This window comes from Delftia sp. WSY_7, assembly GCF_043104845.1.
In the GTDB taxonomy this organism is placed as follows: Bacteria; Pseudomonadota; Gammaproteobacteria; order Burkholderiales; family Burkholderiaceae_C; genus Comamonas; species Comamonas tsuruhatensis.
On sequence record NZ_JBICLB010000016.1, the window covers coordinates 48,927 to 64,909 of the forward strand.

The 15,983-nt window shown below is 68.8% G+C and carries 14 protein-coding genes; 4 read left to right on the top strand and 10 right to left on the bottom strand.

What is annotated here, in order from left to right; genetic code table 11:
- Nucleotides 1-101 precede the first annotated feature (101 nt).
- Nucleotides 102-2,507, bottom strand: coding sequence for a TonB-dependent hemoglobin/transferrin/lactoferrin family receptor (locus ACF8ME_RS07885; RefSeq protein WP_392415960.1), 2,406 nt, complete (start codon nt 2,505-2,507; stop codon nt 102-104).
- 280 nt (nt 2,508-2,787) lie between these two features.
- Between ACF8ME_RS07885 and ACF8ME_RS07890 the strand changes: the two genes are divergently transcribed.
- Genes ACF8ME_RS07890 through ACF8ME_RS07900 form a run of 3 tightly spaced genes read left to right on the top strand, consistent with a single transcriptional unit; the run spans nt 2,788 to nt 6,129 of the window.
- The gene (locus tag ACF8ME_RS07890) at nt 2,788-4,161 is read left to right on the top strand and encodes an aspartate aminotransferase family protein (RefSeq protein WP_016452231.1); all 1,374 of its coding nucleotides are present in this window, start codon (nt 2,788-2,790) and stop codon (nt 4,159-4,161) included.
- A 7-nt stretch (nt 4,162-4,168) separates the two neighbouring features.
- Nucleotides 4,169-5,242: a GNAT family N-acetyltransferase gene (locus ACF8ME_RS07895; protein ID WP_392415962.1), complete on the top strand. Its 1,074-nt coding sequence runs from the start codon at nt 4,169-4,171 to the stop codon at nt 5,240-5,242.
- Nucleotides 5,224-6,129 (top strand): arginase family protein, encoded by a 906-nt coding sequence (locus tag ACF8ME_RS07900; protein ID WP_047217582.1) that lies wholly within the window; start codon nt 5,224-5,226, stop codon nt 6,127-6,129. Before ACF8ME_RS07895 ends, ACF8ME_RS07900 begins: the two co-directional genes overlap by 19 nt.
- A 36-nt stretch (nt 6,130-6,165) precedes the next feature.
- Here the strand turns inward: ACF8ME_RS07900 and ACF8ME_RS07905 are convergent, their stop codons facing one another.
- The 9 genes from ACF8ME_RS07905 to ACF8ME_RS07945 form a co-directional block, all read right to left on the bottom strand.
- The gene (locus ACF8ME_RS07905) at nt 6,166-7,392 is read right to left on the bottom strand and encodes a DegT/DnrJ/EryC1/StrS family aminotransferase (RefSeq protein ID WP_392415964.1); all 1,227 of its coding nucleotides are present in this window, start codon (nt 7,390-7,392) and stop codon (nt 6,166-6,168) included.
- Nucleotides 7,385-7,879, bottom strand: coding sequence for a multidrug efflux SMR transporter (locus ACF8ME_RS07910; RefSeq protein ID WP_016452234.1), 495 nt, complete (start codon nt 7,877-7,879; stop codon nt 7,385-7,387). Before ACF8ME_RS07910 ends, ACF8ME_RS07905 begins: the two co-directional genes overlap by 8 nt.
- 179 nt (nt 7,880-8,058) lie before the next feature.
- The gene (locus ACF8ME_RS07915; RefSeq protein WP_012202070.1) at nt 8,059-8,427 is read right to left on the bottom strand and encodes an EamA family transporter; all 369 of its coding nucleotides are present in this window, start codon (nt 8,425-8,427) and stop codon (nt 8,059-8,061) included.
- Nucleotides 8,417-9,358, bottom strand: a complete 942-nt coding sequence (locus ACF8ME_RS07920; RefSeq protein WP_277849194.1) for a carboxylesterase — start codon at nt 9,356-9,358, stop codon at nt 8,417-8,419. The genes ACF8ME_RS07915 and ACF8ME_RS07920 overlap by 11 nt, the downstream gene beginning before the upstream one ends.
- Before the next feature lie 174 nt (nt 9,359-9,532).
- Nucleotides 9,533-10,237, bottom strand: coding sequence for an MtnX-like HAD-IB family phosphatase (locus tag ACF8ME_RS07925; protein WP_013800030.1), 705 nt, complete (start codon nt 10,235-10,237; stop codon nt 9,533-9,535).
- Nucleotides 10,230-11,174, bottom strand: a complete 945-nt coding sequence (locus tag ACF8ME_RS07930; RefSeq protein ID WP_061287508.1) for an HlyD family secretion protein — start codon at nt 11,172-11,174, stop codon at nt 10,230-10,232. Before ACF8ME_RS07930 ends, ACF8ME_RS07925 begins: the two co-directional genes overlap by 8 nt.
- Nucleotides 11,171-11,929 (bottom strand): ABC transporter ATP-binding protein, encoded by a 759-nt coding sequence (locus tag ACF8ME_RS07935; protein WP_016447362.1) that lies wholly within the window; start codon nt 11,927-11,929, stop codon nt 11,171-11,173. The genes ACF8ME_RS07930 and ACF8ME_RS07935 overlap by 4 nt, the downstream gene beginning before the upstream one ends.
- 15 nt (nt 11,930-11,944) lie before the next feature.
- Nucleotides 11,945-13,099, bottom strand: coding sequence for an ABC transporter permease (locus tag ACF8ME_RS07940; protein ID WP_016447361.1), 1,155 nt, complete (start codon nt 13,097-13,099; stop codon nt 11,945-11,947).
- Nucleotides 13,096-14,565, bottom strand: coding sequence for an efflux transporter outer membrane subunit (locus ACF8ME_RS07945; protein WP_392415966.1), 1,470 nt, complete (start codon nt 14,563-14,565; stop codon nt 13,096-13,098). Before ACF8ME_RS07945 ends, ACF8ME_RS07940 begins: the two co-directional genes overlap by 4 nt.
- Nucleotides 14,566-14,913: 348 nt before the next feature.
- Here ACF8ME_RS07945 and ACF8ME_RS07950 point away from each other — a divergent pair, with 348 nt between their 5' ends.
- On the top strand, nt 14,914-15,918 hold the full coding sequence (locus ACF8ME_RS07950; protein ID WP_392415968.1) for a fimbrial protein: 1,005 nt from the start codon (nt 14,914-14,916) through the stop codon (nt 15,916-15,918).
- Nucleotides 15,919-15,983: the final 65 nt, after the last annotated feature.

Sequence of the window (15,983 nt, forward strand, 5' to 3'; positions counted from 1 at the left end):
CGCTGTAGGGAAGGCCGGCCGGCCCCTGGAGAAACTCCTCGGATCCGCGCCACGCGGCAAGTGAAGGTGGCGTGGATGCAATGGCATGGTGCGCAGGGTGCTCAGAACGCAACGTTCATGGACACGGCGAAGGTGCGGCCCGGGTTGCTCAGCAGCTCGATGTCGCGGCGGTCGCGCGCCACGCCGGGCTGCAGGCTGCGGGTGCTGGAATAGTCCCAGTAGCGCTTGTCGCCCAGGTTGTAGATGCCGGCGTTCAGGCGCACGTTCTTTGCGACCTGCCAGTAGCCGGCCAGGTCGAAGATGGCATGGCCGGGCACGCGGAACAGCTCGGTAGTCGAGTCGGTCAGGCCGGTGCCCGCGTTCAGGTAGCTGTCGCGGTTGGTGGCCACGGCCTGCTTGCCCGCGACGAAGGTGCCGGTCAGGTTCAGGCCCCATTGCCGGGCTGGTGCGTCATAGCCCACGCCGACGATGGCCTTGCGCGGCAGCACGCTGTCCAGCGGCACATCCTTGTCGCCTGCGTAGTAGGACTTGGAGGTGCCGCGGCTGATGCCCAGCGCCCAGGTGGAGTACAAGCCCCTGGCGGCGGGCATCCACTGGCCGTGGTCCAGGCGCGCGCTGGCCTCGAAGCCGTAGATCTTTGCGCTGTCGCGGTTCTCGGCCTGGTAGATGGTGCCGATGTGGGCGGGCACGTTGACGAACAGGTCGGGACGGCCCGCGCGCAGGTAGCGCGTGTAGGCGATGAAGTCGGAGTACCTGGTATAGAAGACCGAGCTGTTGAAGGTCACGCCCGGCGTGGGCGAACCCTTGAGGCCGAAGTCGAAGGCATTGCTGCTTTCCTCCTTCAGGTTGGGGTTGCCCACCAGGGCGTACTGGCCTGCCGCGTTGTAGTTGCTGGCCATGTTCCACGAGCCGAAGATCTCGCCGGCCGAGGGCGCTCGCCCGCTGCGCTTGAACTGGGCATAGGCGCTGAACGTGGGCGTGAGGTCATAGACCAGGGCCAGGCTGGGGCTGAGGATGGTGTTGCCGCGCGTGCCGCCGTAAATCTTTTCCACATCGGCGGCCGTGAGCACGCCCGAGACGAAGTTGTCCAGGTCGCGCGTCTTGATCTCCACGCGGTCCACGCGCAGCGCGGGAATCAGCGCCAGGCGGCGGCCGCCGGCCTGGAAGCTGATCTCGTCCTGCAGGAAGGCGCCGTAGCGGCGGGTGGTGGTGTCGGGCTGGGGCTTCATGCTGCCGGACACGGCCCAGGGGCGCTCCGTGTCCTGGGTCGAGGCATTGACGCCAAAGCTCAGGCGGTGGCGGTCGATGCGCTTGTCGCCCGTGCTCGAGAAACCCCAGGTGCGCGTCTCGTTGCCCGAGACGTTGTGCACCTTGGCGCCCGTGGCCAGCGTGGTGGTGTCGGTGACGTCGTTGGTGTCCGTGTTCTGGAAGTACAGCCGCGTGTCCAGCTGGTCCACCCAGGCGCCGGCCGGGGTCCACAGGTGCTGCAGCTGCAGCGTGTTGCGGCTGGTGTCGCTGTTCTGGCGCGAGCTTTCGGTGATGCTGGTGTTGGTGGTGTCCCAGCCGTGGAAGGAGGTGTCGTTCTTGCGGCGATACAGGTCGGCCGACAGCACCAGGCGGTGGGCCGAGTTGATGCGCAGGCCGCCCTTGAGCAGCAGCGCGTTGGAGTTCCAGTCGTCGGGATAGCTGTTGACGATGGCGCTGTGGTTGCGCGTCTCGTGGCCGTCGCGGCGCGAGTAGGCGATCAGGCCGTCGAGGTCGCCCGAGCGGCCAGCGGCCGTGAAGCTCTCGTTCCAGGAGCGGTCGGCCGTGTCGTGGCCGATCTTGCCGCCCAGGTAGGAGGTCTTGCCGCCCATCAGGTAGTCCTCGGCGGACTTGGTGCGAAAGCCCACCGAGCCGCCGATGCCACCGGCCGCGCGCCGCGCCGTGGTGGTGCCGGAGAGGATGTCCACGCCCGAGAACATCTCGGGATCGATGAAGTCGCGGCCCACGCCGAAGGTGTTGGCGCCGACACGGCTCACATAGGGGCGCGTGGTGGCGTCGGGCATCTCGACGCCGTCCACATCCATGCCGATGCGGTTGCCCTCGATGCCGCGGATGTTGTAGCCCGTGGTGCCCGAGCGGTCGAAGCTGCTGCGGTTGCGGCTGGTGCCCGAGGCCGTGCCCGGCGCGGAGACCAGGGGCTGGTAGCGCACCACGTCGGCCATGCTGCCGGCCTGCTCCAGCGCCGGGCCGCTGACGGTGGTGGAGGCGCCCGGGGTTCGCTGCGCGGGCTCGGCCGTGTCGACCACCTCGACCTGGGCCAGTGCCTTGGTGGGTGCCTGCGCCATCAGCCGGGCCTCATCGTCCAGGGCCTGAGGCCGGGGCTGGGCCCAGGCGCCGGGCGAGGCCAGGCCGATCACGGCGGCCTGCACGGCCACGGCCAGCAGGCTGGGCCGCAAGGCCGGCGCAGCGCAGGGATTCCAGAAAAGGGAGACAGGGGCGCAGGAGCGTGAAGATGGAGCCATGGCAGGAATCGGGGAACGAGGGTTGCTGGCTAGCTGCCGACCTCTTCGCGGAGTGCTCTTACGAGACCATTGATTCCCCCCGGGTGTGATTTCTTCCTGCTGGCTTTCCGCGATTCTCCCACCAATTGATAATGATTATCATTTGTTTTGTATCATTTACGTCACAGGGACAGATCACGGTCCCGCGCGGACCTCCTCCACAAACCCCACACAAAGACTCGACAGCGCAGCAAGATTGCCCGCTCACACTGCGGCGGCTGAATATCTGGAGCCCTTTGCTGTGACCAATAACGCCCAACTCCTGGCCGACGAAGCCAAGTACTGCTCGTTCGGGGATACCGTCCACTACGTCAATCCCCCCAAGATCTTTTCGGGCTGCGAAGGCAGCTACATGTACGACGAGGCCGGCACGCCCTACCTCGATCTGCAGATGTGGTATTCGGCCGTGAACTTCGGCTACAAGAACAAGCGCCTCGAGCAGAAGATGATCGAGCAGCTGCAGACCCTGCCCCAGGTCGCCAGCCAGTACCTGCACCCCACCAAGATCGAGCTGGCCAAGTTCATCGCCCAGGATGCGGAGCGCAAGTGGGGCCATGCCGGCCGCGTGCACTTCAACGTGGGCGGCGCCCAGGCCATCGAGGACTCGCTCAAGGTCGTGCGCAATGCCAGCGGCGGCAAGAGCCTGATGTTCGCCTTCGAGGGCGGCTACCACGGCCGCACGCTGGGCGCCTCCAGCATCACCTCCAGCTACCGCTACCGCCGCCGCTACGGCCACTTCGGCGACCGCGCGCAGTTCATCCCCTTCCCCTACCCGTTCCGCCGCCCCAAGGGCATGACGTCCGAGGAGTATGCGGACTCCATCGTCCGGGAATTCGCGCGCAAGTTCGAGAACGAATACCACGCCATCTGGGACCCCAAGACCAACCAGTGCGAGTACGCAGCCTTCTACGTGGAGCCCATCCAGGGCACGGGCGGCTACGTCGTGCCGCCGCCCAACTTCTTCAAGGGCCTCAAGAAGGTGCTGGACGACCACGGCGTGCTGATGGTGGTCGATGAAATCCAGATGGGTTTCTGGCGCACCGGCACGCTGTGGTCGGTGGAGAACTTCGGCGTCAAGCCCGATGTGCTGGTCTTCGCCAAGGCGCTGACCAACGGCCTCAACGCCCTGTCGGGCCTGTGGGCGCGCGAGGAACTGATCAATCCCACCATCTTCCCGCCGGGATCGACCCACTCCACCTTCGCCTCCAACCCGCTGGGCACGGCCCTGGGCCTGGAAGTCATGAAGATGACCCACGAGATGGACTTCGGCCGCCAGGTGCGCGAATCGGGCGCCTACTTCCTCGAAGGCCTCAAGGAGCTGCAAAAGCGCCACAAGGAAATCGGCGATGTGGACGGCCTGGGCCTGGCGCTGCGCGCCGAGATCTGTACCGAGGACGGCTTCACGCCCAACAAGGCGCTGCTGGACAAGATGGTGGACATCGGCCTCGAAGGCGGCCTGGAATACAAGGGCAGCAAGCGCGGCCTGGTGCTGGACGTGGGCGGCTACTACAAGAACGTGATCACCTTCGCGCCCTCGCTGATGATCTCGCGCCCCGAGATCGACGAGGCCATGGTCCTGCTGGACCAGTTGCTCACGAAAGCCAAGGCGGCCTGAAGGCGCGATGCCCGCAGAGCGCCTGCACAACCAGCTCGAACCCCCAGGCCTGCTCGCGCAGTTCGCGGCCCATCCTCCCGAGGGCTTCGCACTGCTGCAGGACTGGCCGGCGCCCGCCTTCACGGCGCCCTTCGATCTTCTGACCACGGCGGACGACGCGCTCAAGGCGCGTCTTTTGTCGTTGCCCGGTGGCGACTGGCTGTCGCGCCGGCTGCGCCTGTCCACCGACTTCGTGGGCACCACGGTCAGCGAGTACGCCGTGCTGCCCATGGGCACCCCTGCCGCCCAGCAGGCTGCCGCGCTGCGTGCGCGCGCAGGCCGGCGCATGCTGACCATCGTCAAGGACCTGCCCCAGGATTCCCCGCTGCTGCCGGATGCCGACAACGCCCATGCACGGACGCTGGCGCAGGCCCTGGCCGATGCGGGCTTCATCCTGGTCGAAGGCCAGGCCCTGGCCCATGTGCCCATCGACTTCTCCAGCCTGGACGAGTACCTTGCGCGCCTGTCCAGGAGCCGCCGCCAGAACCTGCGCCGCAAGCTCAAAAGCCGCGCGCAGCTGCAGGTGCAGCGCATTCCCACGGGCGCGGCCTTTGCCGATGACGCCCGGGTCGATGCCTACTACGCGCTGTTCGATGCGGTGTATGCGCAAAGCGAGATCCACTTCGACAGGCTCACGCGCGATTTCTTCGCGGCCCTGCTGCGCGATGCAGGCAACGGCGGCACCGTGTTCGAGTACCGCGTGCTGCAGGACGACGGCACGCCCGGCGCGCTGCTGGGCTGGAACCTGTGCTTCGAGCACGGCGGCAAGCTGATCGACAAGTACATCGGCCTGTCCTACCCGGCCGCACGCGAGGCCAACCTCTACTTCGTGAGCTGGATGGTCAACCTCGAATACGCCATCGAACGCGGCCTGAGCCACTACGTGGCCGGCTGGACCGACCCCGAGGTCAAGGCCCAGCTGGGCGCCAGCTTCACCTTCACGCAGCATGCGGTCTTCATCCGCAACCCGCTGCTGCGCGCACTGGGCCGGCGCTTTGCCGGCCACTTCGAAAGCGATCGCCAATGGAGCGAACAGAACTGAATGCCCAGCCGGTCGTGCTGGATGTGGATGGCTCGGTGGGGTCCTTGCCCGGCGAGCTGCGCCTGCCGCTGCAGCACTGGCAGGAGCAGGTGCGCTTCGGCTGCGGCCTGCGGCGCTTCGCGCGGTTCCGCGCGGCGCTCGATGCGCAGCTGCCCGCCGCGCATGGCACGGCCCTCATGGGCAGTGGCGACTTCCACCACCTGAGCTGGCCGCTGATCGAGCGCTGCATCGCGGCGCGGGCCCTGTCCTCAGGCCGGCCGCTGCGCGTGGTCGTGCTGGACAACCACCCCGACAACATGCGCTTTCCCTGGGGCGTGCACTGCGGCTCCTGGGTGCGCCGCGTGGCCCTGCATCCGGCCGTCTCGCATGTGCACGTGGCCGGCATCACTTCCGCCGACATCGGCCGCGCACACGCCTGGGAGAACTACCTCACGCCGCTGCGCGCGGGCCGCCTGAGCTACTGGAGCGCGGGCGTGGACACGGGCTGGGCGCGCCGCCTGGGCGTGGACTCGGCCTTTCGCAGCTTTGCCAGCGTGGCCGAGCTGTCGCGCACGCTGGCGCGCATGCTGCGCGAGCAGGCCCAGCCCACCTACCTGAGCATCGACAAGGACGTGTTCGCGCCCGAGGTGGTGCGCACCAACTGGGACCAGGGCCGCATGCTGGAGAGCGAAGCCATGGACATCATTGGCGCGCTGTCCGGCCAGATCGTGGGCAGCGACATCACGGGCGATGTGTCTTCCTGGCGCTACGCGACCTGGTGGAAGCGCTGGATGAGCGCGGGTGACGGCCAGGACACGCAGATCGGCGCGCAGACGCTGGCCACCTGGCAACTGGGCCAGCATGCGTTCAACGAGCGCCTGGTGGAGCGTCTGCAGCAGGCCGGCTGAGGCCCCACCGGGGCTGCGGCGACCGGGGCTGCGAGGTCAGGCGGCGGCCTGCTTCGTGGCGCTTTCCAGCACCTGGACCAGATCGCCAAAGCGCGCGTCGTCGAACCACAGGCTGTTGCCCACGGCCACCAGGCGCCGTGCCCAGTCGCGCCCCTGGTCCACCACGTCCTGGCGCGCCAGGCCCAGCACATGGTCGTAGCGGCCATAGTCGGGCAGCACATGGACGAAGGGCAGCGACAGACCCCAGCCCCGCCCCCATTGCGCGCGCAGCAGCGCATCGCGCGTGGCGGCATCGCGCAGGCGCAGCAGCAGCACGGGCCAGACGCCTTGCGCACCCGGCACGGTGTCGCCCACCACCTCGATCCCATCGATGGCCGACAGCCAGGCGCCGCGCTCACGGGCCTGGCGCTGCAGTTGCTGCTGGAAGTCCGCCAGCCGCGCCAGCGCGCGCCGGCCCACGCGGCGGCGCCAGGCGCCCAGTTCATGGCGGGGAATGCCGTCGTCGAAATCATCGCCGGCGGCCTGCACCCAGTCGCTGCGCGACAGCGCATCGCGCAGGGGACGGCCATAGGCCAGGTCCAGCCCGGCGGGGCGGTACAGCGCCGCATAGCCCAGCAGCTCCAGGCTGCGGCGCAACTCCCAGCCCCGGTCCTGGCGCACGCTGGCCGCATGTGTCTCGCGCAGTGCCTCGCGCAGCGCGGGGTCGCGTGCCAGCAGCACGCCGCCCTCGAAGGTGGTCAGGCCCTTGCCCACGGCCAGGCTGTAGAAGCCCACATCGCCCTGCCAGCCCACGGGCTCGCCGCGCAGGCGCGCGCCCAGGGCCTGGGCCGCGTCCTCCACCACCCAGGCGCCCACGGCGCGCGCGCAGTCCACGGCCGTGTCCACGTCGGCCACGCGGCCGCACAGATGCGTGGGCAGCACGGCCAGCGTGCGTTCGCTGCACAGCGCTCGCAGATGGTGGCGGCTCATGTCCAGCGTGTCGGGGCGCAGGTCGCACAGGCGCAGCTGCAGGCCGCAGTGCGCCACGGCCAGGGCCACCAGCGGGCAGGTATAGGCGGGGGCGATGACTTCGCTGCGGCCCGGCGCCAGGCGGCGCAGGGTCTGCAGCGCCACCATCAGCGCCGAGGTGCCAGAGCATTCAAGCTGCACGGGCACGCCCAGCCACTGCGCCAGCGCCGTCGCCAGGTCCGCGTCGCCCCAGGGCAGCAGGTCGGCCGCGCGCAGCGGCAGGCCTGCCGTGGGCGGCAGCATGCGTTCAGCCACGGTGCGTGCCGTGCTCGGCCGATGCCGCCAGATGCGCGGCACCCGCGCTGGCCGAACCCGCGCCCGGGTTGCCGCCCGCATGGCCCGGCGTGTCATCGTCTGCGCCGGGCCCCTCGGCCTCCTGCGTCTCGCTGACGGCCAGGCAGGCGATGCCGGCCACGATGAACAGGCAGCCGATGATCTGGGGCATGCCTATGCGCTCGTCGAACAGCCAGTACGACAGCGCCAGCACGGAAAGAATCTCCAGGTGCGATGCCGCAAAGGCCGGGCCGATGGGCGCGCGCTTGAGCAAGGTCATCCACGAGAAAAAGGCGCCGATGTAGCCCACGAAGGCGCCATAGATCCAGGGCTGGCCGAACACGCGCGCCAGCCAGTCCACCGAGAACTCCAGCGGCAGCGCCGCATTGCCGGCCTGCTTGAAGCTCAGCTGGGCCAGCGTGTCGAAGGCCATGAGCACCAGAAAGCCAATGAAATAGAAACGTTTCATCTCAGTTATTCACGGGGCTGCGCGCCGCCCGCATCGTATGAAACTGGCGAGCCCCAAAGCCAGGGACACCGAGGAAGGTCCGCCCCGCACCGAGGGTGTCGTCCCCCTCCCGCGAAGCGAGAGAGGGCGCCGTGCACACGGGGGAAGGCGCGAAGCGACTCAGGGGGTGCTGTTTCATCTCAATGCAGGCCCACGATGGCGACGCCTATGGACACCAGAACGATGCCTGCCACGCGCATGGGTGCCAGCTTCTCGGCAAACAGCAGCCGGCCCGCGATCATGATGGCCACGATGTTGATGGAGCCCAGCAGCACGCCCTCGGACAGCGGCACCAGCGAGAGAAAGGCCAGCCACAGCACGAACTCGGCCACATAGCAGCCCACGCCCAGCCACAGCCAGGGCCTGGAGGCCATGAAGCGCCAGCGCGCCAGTCCGTCCAGATCACCGGGCTGGCTGGCAGCGGCCTTGAAGGCCAGCTGGCCGCCGCTGTCCACCAGCACGTTCAGCACCCACAGCGTGATGACCAGCGGCGAGAGATCACTGCCCATGCGGCGCAGCCTCCACAGCCCGGCCTTCGCGGGGGGCGGCGCCGCTGGCGATGCGCGCCACGAACTCGGTGGTGCGCGCGATCACGGTGCGGCGGTCGCGGTCGATGGTGACCATGTGGTAGCTGTTGTCCAGCAGCACCAGCTCGACATGGGCCTGGCTGGCGCCGTGCACGATGTCGTGGGCGTTGCCCACCGACGAGATGTCGTCGTTGCGCGCATGGATGACCAGGCAGGGCGAGCGCAGCTGGGGCAGGCGCGCCAGCACGTGGGCCGAGAGGCGGCGCAGCTCGATGATGGACCACCAGGGATTGCCCGGCAGGCCGGCCGCCGCGCTGTCGCCCGAGTGCATCTGCTCGACCACGCGTGCGCGCAGGGCCTCGTCCTTGATGCCGTAGGGCGGCTGCTCCATGAACACGCTGCGGCGGCCAATGCCCAGCGCGCGGAACAGCGGCAGCAAAAAGGCCAGGCGCGTGTAGAAGGGGATGCTCCAGCCGTCGTAGCGGAAGGTGGTGGACAGGGCGCAGACGCCGTCCACCTTGTCGGGATGACGCTGGGCCACGGCCAGCGAGAGCACGGCGCCCATGGACAGGCCGCCGACCACCACATGGTCCACATGCTGCGACAGCCGCTGCAGGCCGCCTTCCACGCTGGCCAGCCAGTCGGTCCAGCGCGTGTCCACGAGATCTTCCATGCTGCCGCAATGGCCGGCCAGCTGGACCGCATAGACGGTGAAGCCCTGCTTGTTCAGCCCCTTGGCCAGCAGGCGCATCTCGGCCGGCGTGCCCGTGAGCCCGTGCACCAGCAGCACGCCGGTGCGCGCGGCCGCGCCCGTGCCGGGCATGACGAATTCATGCTCGGTCACGCAGACGCTGTCCAGCCCCGTGGCAGGCTCGCTGCGCTGAACCAAGGAGAGCCCATCACTCAAATTCATGTCAATTTTCCATGACGCTGCGCGTCGCCCTCTGACCATGAAAATGGCGTGCCCTGAAGCCAGAGACACCGAGGAAGGGCCTTGGCCGGCCGCGCCGCCCCGCACCGAAGGTATCGTCCCCCTTGGGGGGCGCCGTGCAACGGGAAGGCGCGAAGCGACTCAGGGGGTGGTATGTCATGCCAGCGCCTCCAGGCCCAGGACGACCTTGTCGAGCAAGGCCGTGGCCTGCTCGAAATGCTCGAAGGGCGCATGGGCGATGCCCCGGCTTTCGCAGTGGGCGATCAGCTTGTACTTGGCCAGCACGAAGTCGGCGCGGCCCGAGACGCAGAAGTCCGAGGTGCTGTCGCCCACATAGAGCACGCGGCCGTGCAGGGCCTGCTGCTCGGCCAGGCGCTCGCACTTGCAGTTGCCGCTGGCGCGCGCGCACTGCGCGCTGGCCCAGGGCGAGTCCAGGCGCCAGCTGCGCTCGCCGGTCTGCACCAGGCGGTTGGCGATGACCTGCAGATGGCCCAGGCCATGGCGCTCCAGCACATGGCGTATGGCGTAGTCGATGCCGTCGCTGACCACCTGCACCACCATGCCGTGGGCCTGGGCGGCTGCCACGAAGCCGGCGAAGCCGGGATCGATCTCGATGGTGTCCAGGTGGGCGCGCAGCTCGGCCTCGTCCATGTCCAGCAGCGCGACCTGGCCCTTCATGCATTCGCGCGAGCCGATCTCGCCGCGCTCCCAGGCGTCTTCCAGCTCCTGCCAGCCGGGCTTGCCGAAGCGGTTGAGCAGGGTGTCGGTCACGTCCAGCAGGCTGATCGTGCCGTCGAAATCGCTTTGCACCATCCAGCCGGGCGCGGCGGTGTCCAGATACAGGGGAATGCGCTTATTCATGGAACTGCACCCTTACGTTTTGGCCCACGCGCACGGCGGCGGCGGGAGCTTGCTCGAAGACCAGCACACATTCGATGACACGCACCGGCCCGCGCTGCTGGTCGTCCTGCAGCCGCGCCGTGCCATAGACGGGGCTGATGCGCAGCACGCGTGCCGAGGGCAGCTGCTGCTGTGCGGAGCCATCGGCATCCAGCGTCACCGTGGCACGCATGCCTTCGCGCACGGCGGCGGCGAAGCTTTCGTTGATTTCGGCGCGCACCTGCAGCGGGCGCTGCGGCAGCAGCACCACGGCCGGCGTGCCGGGCACGGCCTGGCTGCCCGCGTGGGTGGCCAGGCGCACCACGGTGCCGGCCTCGGGCGCGCGCAGTTCCTGGCGCTTGTGCTGGGCGCGCAATTGTTCGAGCTTGCGCTGCGCCACCTGGGCCTCGGCCGCGGCCACGTCGATCTCGGCCTGCGCATCGCGCAGTGCCTGCGCGGCCTCGTCCACGTTCTGCGCGTCGGCCGCGCCCTCGCGGGCCGCTGCCTGCCAGCGCGCCAGGGTCTGCTTGAGCTGGGGCAGGCGCGCGGCGCGTGCCTTCTGGCGGGCCTTGGCCAGCTGGGCCTCGGACTCGGCCACGGCCAGGTCGGCCTGGCCCGTCTCGTCGGCCAGCCTCAGCAGCAGCTGGCCGCGCTGCACGGACTGGCCTTCCTTGACGGACAGCTGCTGCACCACGCCGGCCACGGCGGGCGACAGGTCCAGCAGCCCGCCTTCCACCTCGATCTTGCCGCGCGCCACGGCCACTGCCGCCGGGCCGCTTTGCTGCGCCCTGGAGCTGGCCTGGCCCGCATTGGCGGGCGCATCGTGCGAAGGACCGCAGCCCGCCAGCAGCGCGGCGGCGGCCAGCGCCGCAGCCAGTCCGGCAGTGGAAGCGGCAAGGCCGCTCAGGGGGTGCTTCATTGTTTTTCCTTCAACGGGGAAGTCTGGCGCCAGTCGCTGCGGATGGCGCCGTCCTCCATGCCGAGCACGCGGTCGGCATGGCGCACCAGGCGCGGGTCATGGCTCACGCACAGCACGGTCGTGCCATGGTTGCGCGCCGCGCGGTGCAGGATGTCGATGACGCGCTGGCCGCTTTCGGCATCCAGCGCGCTCGTGGGTTCGTCGGCGAACAGCAGCTGCGGCGCCTTGGCCATGGCGCGCGCAATGGCCACGCGCTGCTTTTCGCCGCCCGACAGTTCGGCCGGGCGCATGTGGGCGCGGTGGGACAGGCCGACCTCGTCCAGCGCCTGCTGCGCGCGGCGCAGGGCCTCGTCGCTGCGCAGGCCCATGTAGCCCAGGGGCAGCTGCACCTGCTCGATGGCCGTCAGTGCCGGGAACAGGTTGAAGCCCTGGAAGACGAAGCCCGTGTGGCGCAGGCGAAACTTCTCCAGCGCCCGCGTGCCCAGCTTGCCCAGGTCCTCGCCCAGCGCCATGGCGTAGCCGCTGTCCGGCGCCTGCAGGCCCGACATCAGCGACAGCAGGGTGCTCTTGCCGCAGCCCGAAGGGCCAGAGATCAGGCTCAGTTCGCCCGCGTACAGCGATACCGACAGGCCCTGCAGCACCTGCACGCTGACCATGCCCGACAGGAAGGACTTGCACAGCCGCACGGCTTCCAGGCTGGGCGCCGTGCGGGGCACCGCCGTGGGCGCGGGGGAAGAGGCATTCATCACGTTCATGGTGTCTGGAAGTCTTCAGCGCAGCAGCGTGGCCGGGTCGGCGCGCAGCAGGCTGCGCATGGCGCCCAGGCCCGACAGCAGGGACAGCACGGCCACCAGCACGGCACAGGCCAGCACGGCAGATGCGTTCAGCGCCACGGGCACGCGGTAGGCCGTGGCCACGGCCAGCAGCACGGCGCTGGCCAGCGCGGCCATCACGAAGCCCAGGCCGCCGATCCAGCAGGCCTGCTCCACCACCACGCGGCCCAGGGCCGCGCGGCTCACGCCCAGCGCGTTGAGCACGGCGTACTCGCGCGACGAGGCAGCCACCACGGCCTTGAGCGACTGGCTGGTGACCACCGAGCCCACCAGGCAGACGATGACGGCCATGAACAGCACGCCCGCGCCGGCGCCCGTGTCGAACATCCAGTAGCGCTGCGAGCGCCGCGCGAATTCCTTGGCTGTCCATGCCTCGTAGGGGCCGAAGCTGGGTGTGGACTGGTTCAGGCGCTGCTGGACGGCCTTGGCCGAGGCGCCGGGGCGCACGCGCGCCACGAAGTAGGTGCTGCCCTGGCCCGGGTCACCGGCAATCTCGCGCGCCGTGGCCAGCGAGGCCAGCACGTTCACGCCGCCCAGGCCGCGCAGCCCGTCCACGGCGGCCACCACCTGCACGCGGTGGTTGTTGACCCAGGCCACGCCGCCCTCGCTGGCGCCCAGCGTCTGCAGGTCGGCCCGGTCCACGATCACGGCGCCGGGTTCGCGCAGGCGCTGCCGCTGCCAGGGCTGGAGCACGCGGGAAAACAGCATGGAGGCATCATCGGTGGCAATGCCGGACAGGTAGACCGAAACGCCGCCGCCGTGTTCGCTGGCCGCGCCGCCGGCCGGCGTGCTGGAGCGCCAGTCGCCATCGACCCAGACGTAGGGCTCGACGGCAGTGATGTCCGGGTCCATGCGCAGGCGCATGTCCACGTCGCGGCCGATGGTGCGGCCGAAATTCACGCTCTGCGTGCCCGGGTAGCCGATCCACAGATCGGCCGAGGACGCCGTCACATACAGCGCGGCCGATCCGAAGATGCCCAGCACCAGCGCGGCCTGCATGGCCAGCAGCACGCCGGAGAAACCTACGGCGAAGACGGAGGGAATGAACCGGCGCCACTCGTGCACCAGCGTCTTGCGCGCCAGCGCGATCATGAGGATGCCCCCTGAGCCACGGGCGCAGGGCCGTTGCCGGAATCGTCCTCCGGCCTGTCCTCGGCAGGCAGCGGCGCGCCGCCCAGGGCCTTGTACAGCGCCACATAGGCCAGGGCATGGGCGGCCAGGGCGGTGGTCTGCTCGCTGCGCGCCTGCAATGCGGCGCGCCGGGACGCCAGACCACCGAACTCGCTGTCCAGGCCCAGCTTCTGGCGCTGGTGCTGCACGCGTTCGCGCTCGGCCAGCACCTGCTGCGAGTCCTGCAGCGCGGCGATGCGCTGGCGCTGGGCACCGATGGCGGCCAGGGCGGATTCGACCTCGGCCACGCCGTCCAGCACGCTCTGGCGGTAGCCCTGGATGGCAGCCTGCAGCGCCAGCTCGCTGGCATCGGCCTGCGAGCGGCGGCGGCCCCAGTCGAACAGGGGAATGTCGATCTGCGGCCCGAAGGTGGGCGCGTTGTCCTGCGTGGTGCGCAGGTTCTGGGTGATGTTGAACGAATACAGCAGCGAGCCGCCGATCACGAAGCGCGGGTACAGCGCCGCTTGCGCAATGCCCTGCTCGGCTGCGGCGTGTTCCACGCCGGCCTGCGCCACCTGGATGTCGGGGCGCGTGCGCAGCAGGTCGGCCGGAAGGACCGCCACGCCCAGCGCCTGCGGGCCGGGCAGCGGCGCTGTCGCATCGGCCTGCAGCCATTGCGCATCGGGCCGTGTGCGGCCCAGCAGTGCGGCCAGCATGTGGGCGCTGCGGGCCTGGGTTTCACGCAGGCCCGCACGCAGGGCAGCGCTCTGGCCGGCCTGCAGCTGCAGCTGGCGCACGGCCTCGGCCGTGCCCAGGCGCTGCTGCTGGCGCACCTGGGCCAGTTGCAGGGCACGCGCATCCAGCTGCGCCTGCTCGTCGATCAGGGCCAGCTGGCGCTGGGCCATGCGGATGTCCAGGTAGCGGTGCACCACGTCGGCCACCAGGGCCACGCGCGCTGCCTGCAGGCGGCCCCGTGCATCGAGCACGGCAGCTGCGGCATTGCGCTCGCCGGCCTCGCGGGCGCCGAACAGGCCCAGGTCCCAGCTCACGTCGATGCTGGCGTGGAAATACGAGTCGATGGCTGCGATGTCCTGCAGCGTGCGCGCACCGGCCGTGAACACGGGCCGGAAGGCAGCGCCGGCCGTGCCCGCCAGCAGCCGCTGCTGGCGCAGGCGCGACTGGGCCTGGGACAGATCGAGGTTGGCGGCCAGCGCCTCCTCGACCAGGGTGTTGAGGGATTCATCGCCCCAGGCCTTCCACCAGCCCTGCAGGTCGGGTGCGGCGGCCGAGCCAGGTGCACCCGGCGCGGCGGCGGGCAGGGGCTGTGTCCACTGCGCAGGCACCGAGCCGTCGAGCTGTGCCGGGGGCGGCGATGAGCAGCCGGCCAGCGCCAGGGCGGCGCCCAGGCACAGGCTGGAGAGGCGTTGCGTCGCGGCGGCGTGGTTCACGGGATGGACAGGCGGGAGGGGATGATCGAGGGGGAGGACCGGGAAAACGAGGCCAGGGAACCATGTCCCCGGATAGCCATTGGACGCGGCCAAGCTTGCGCGAGGTTGCAGGCTTTATGGAGGAAACATGGAGAACGCGGCGCCGTGCGCAAGCCTCTCTTGCCCATCCCGGGCGGGAGCCAGTCGCGGACCGCGCCAGATTACCGCGGACTCGGATGATTCCGAGTTTATTTTCAGAACACTCCGATTCCAATGCCGCATACAGGTCGGTATATTGACCGGATATCGCGCCCGGTGCCGCCTGTCCCAAGGACATTGATCCATATCTTCCTGGCTGGAGTCCACAGCATGCCTTTCACAGCCATCTTGCGCCATGCATTGGCCATGCCGCTCCTCTTGATTTTCTTCATGGCCCCTATTTCATCCTGGGCGCGTTGCTCCTCCCAGGGCTGGAATGCCCAGTTTCCGGGTTCGGCCAACACCCCCACCATCGTCAACGAAAATTATCCGATTGGCAGCGTTGTCTATTCCAGGACAATGGCTTTGCAAAATACCGGGGCCGGCAGCTACCACATTTCTTGCGACAATGATTTTTATTACATAGAAGGCATTGGAACGGAAAGCGGTGGAATATATTCCACCTCCATTCCCAACCTGGGCATGAGAATCACGTGGGAAAGAGCCGCGCCTTATTCAGGGTCCATGCTGAAACAGGGCATATTCCATTCACTGCCAAGCAACAACATGACCATCGAGCTCGTGAAAACCGGGGAACTCACATCTGGCGGTTTCCTGAATGGCAGCTTCGCACGAATCTACTCTGGGACCAGCAATGCCCGTGACTTGCTGGCCACGGTATTCTTTTCGAGTGGCATCACCGTCAACGTCAGCAGCCGCCCCAGGCCGCCGACCTGCCGGGTGTCCACGGGCAAGATCGACGTGGCCATGGCCCCCGCCCCGTTCGCCGATTTCAAGGGAATCGGGACCGTCACGGCAGCCAAGGACTTCAGCATCGAGTTGACCTGCGCGGGAGGCGAAGCCAATACACGCCTGACCGCCTTCATCACGCTGACGGATGCCACCCAGGCGACCAACCGATCGAGCACGCTGACGCTGGCCCAAAACTCCAAGGCCCGGGGTGTCGGCATACAGGTACTGAGAAACAACGTGCTCGTGAGCTTCGGCCCCGACTCCGGCAGCCTGGGCAATGCCAACCAATGGAATGCGGGCCAGGTCGCACAGGGGCAGAACAGCCTGAAGATTCCGCTGAGCGCGCGTCTGGTGCAGACAGCCGGCAGCGTGACACCTGGCGTGGCCTATGGCAGGGCGACCTTCACGATGAGCTACCAATAGCCGCTGATGGGCCTGCAGGAAATGAACAGCGCCAGCCTTGCGCGCGATTGCAGACTTCGTGGAGC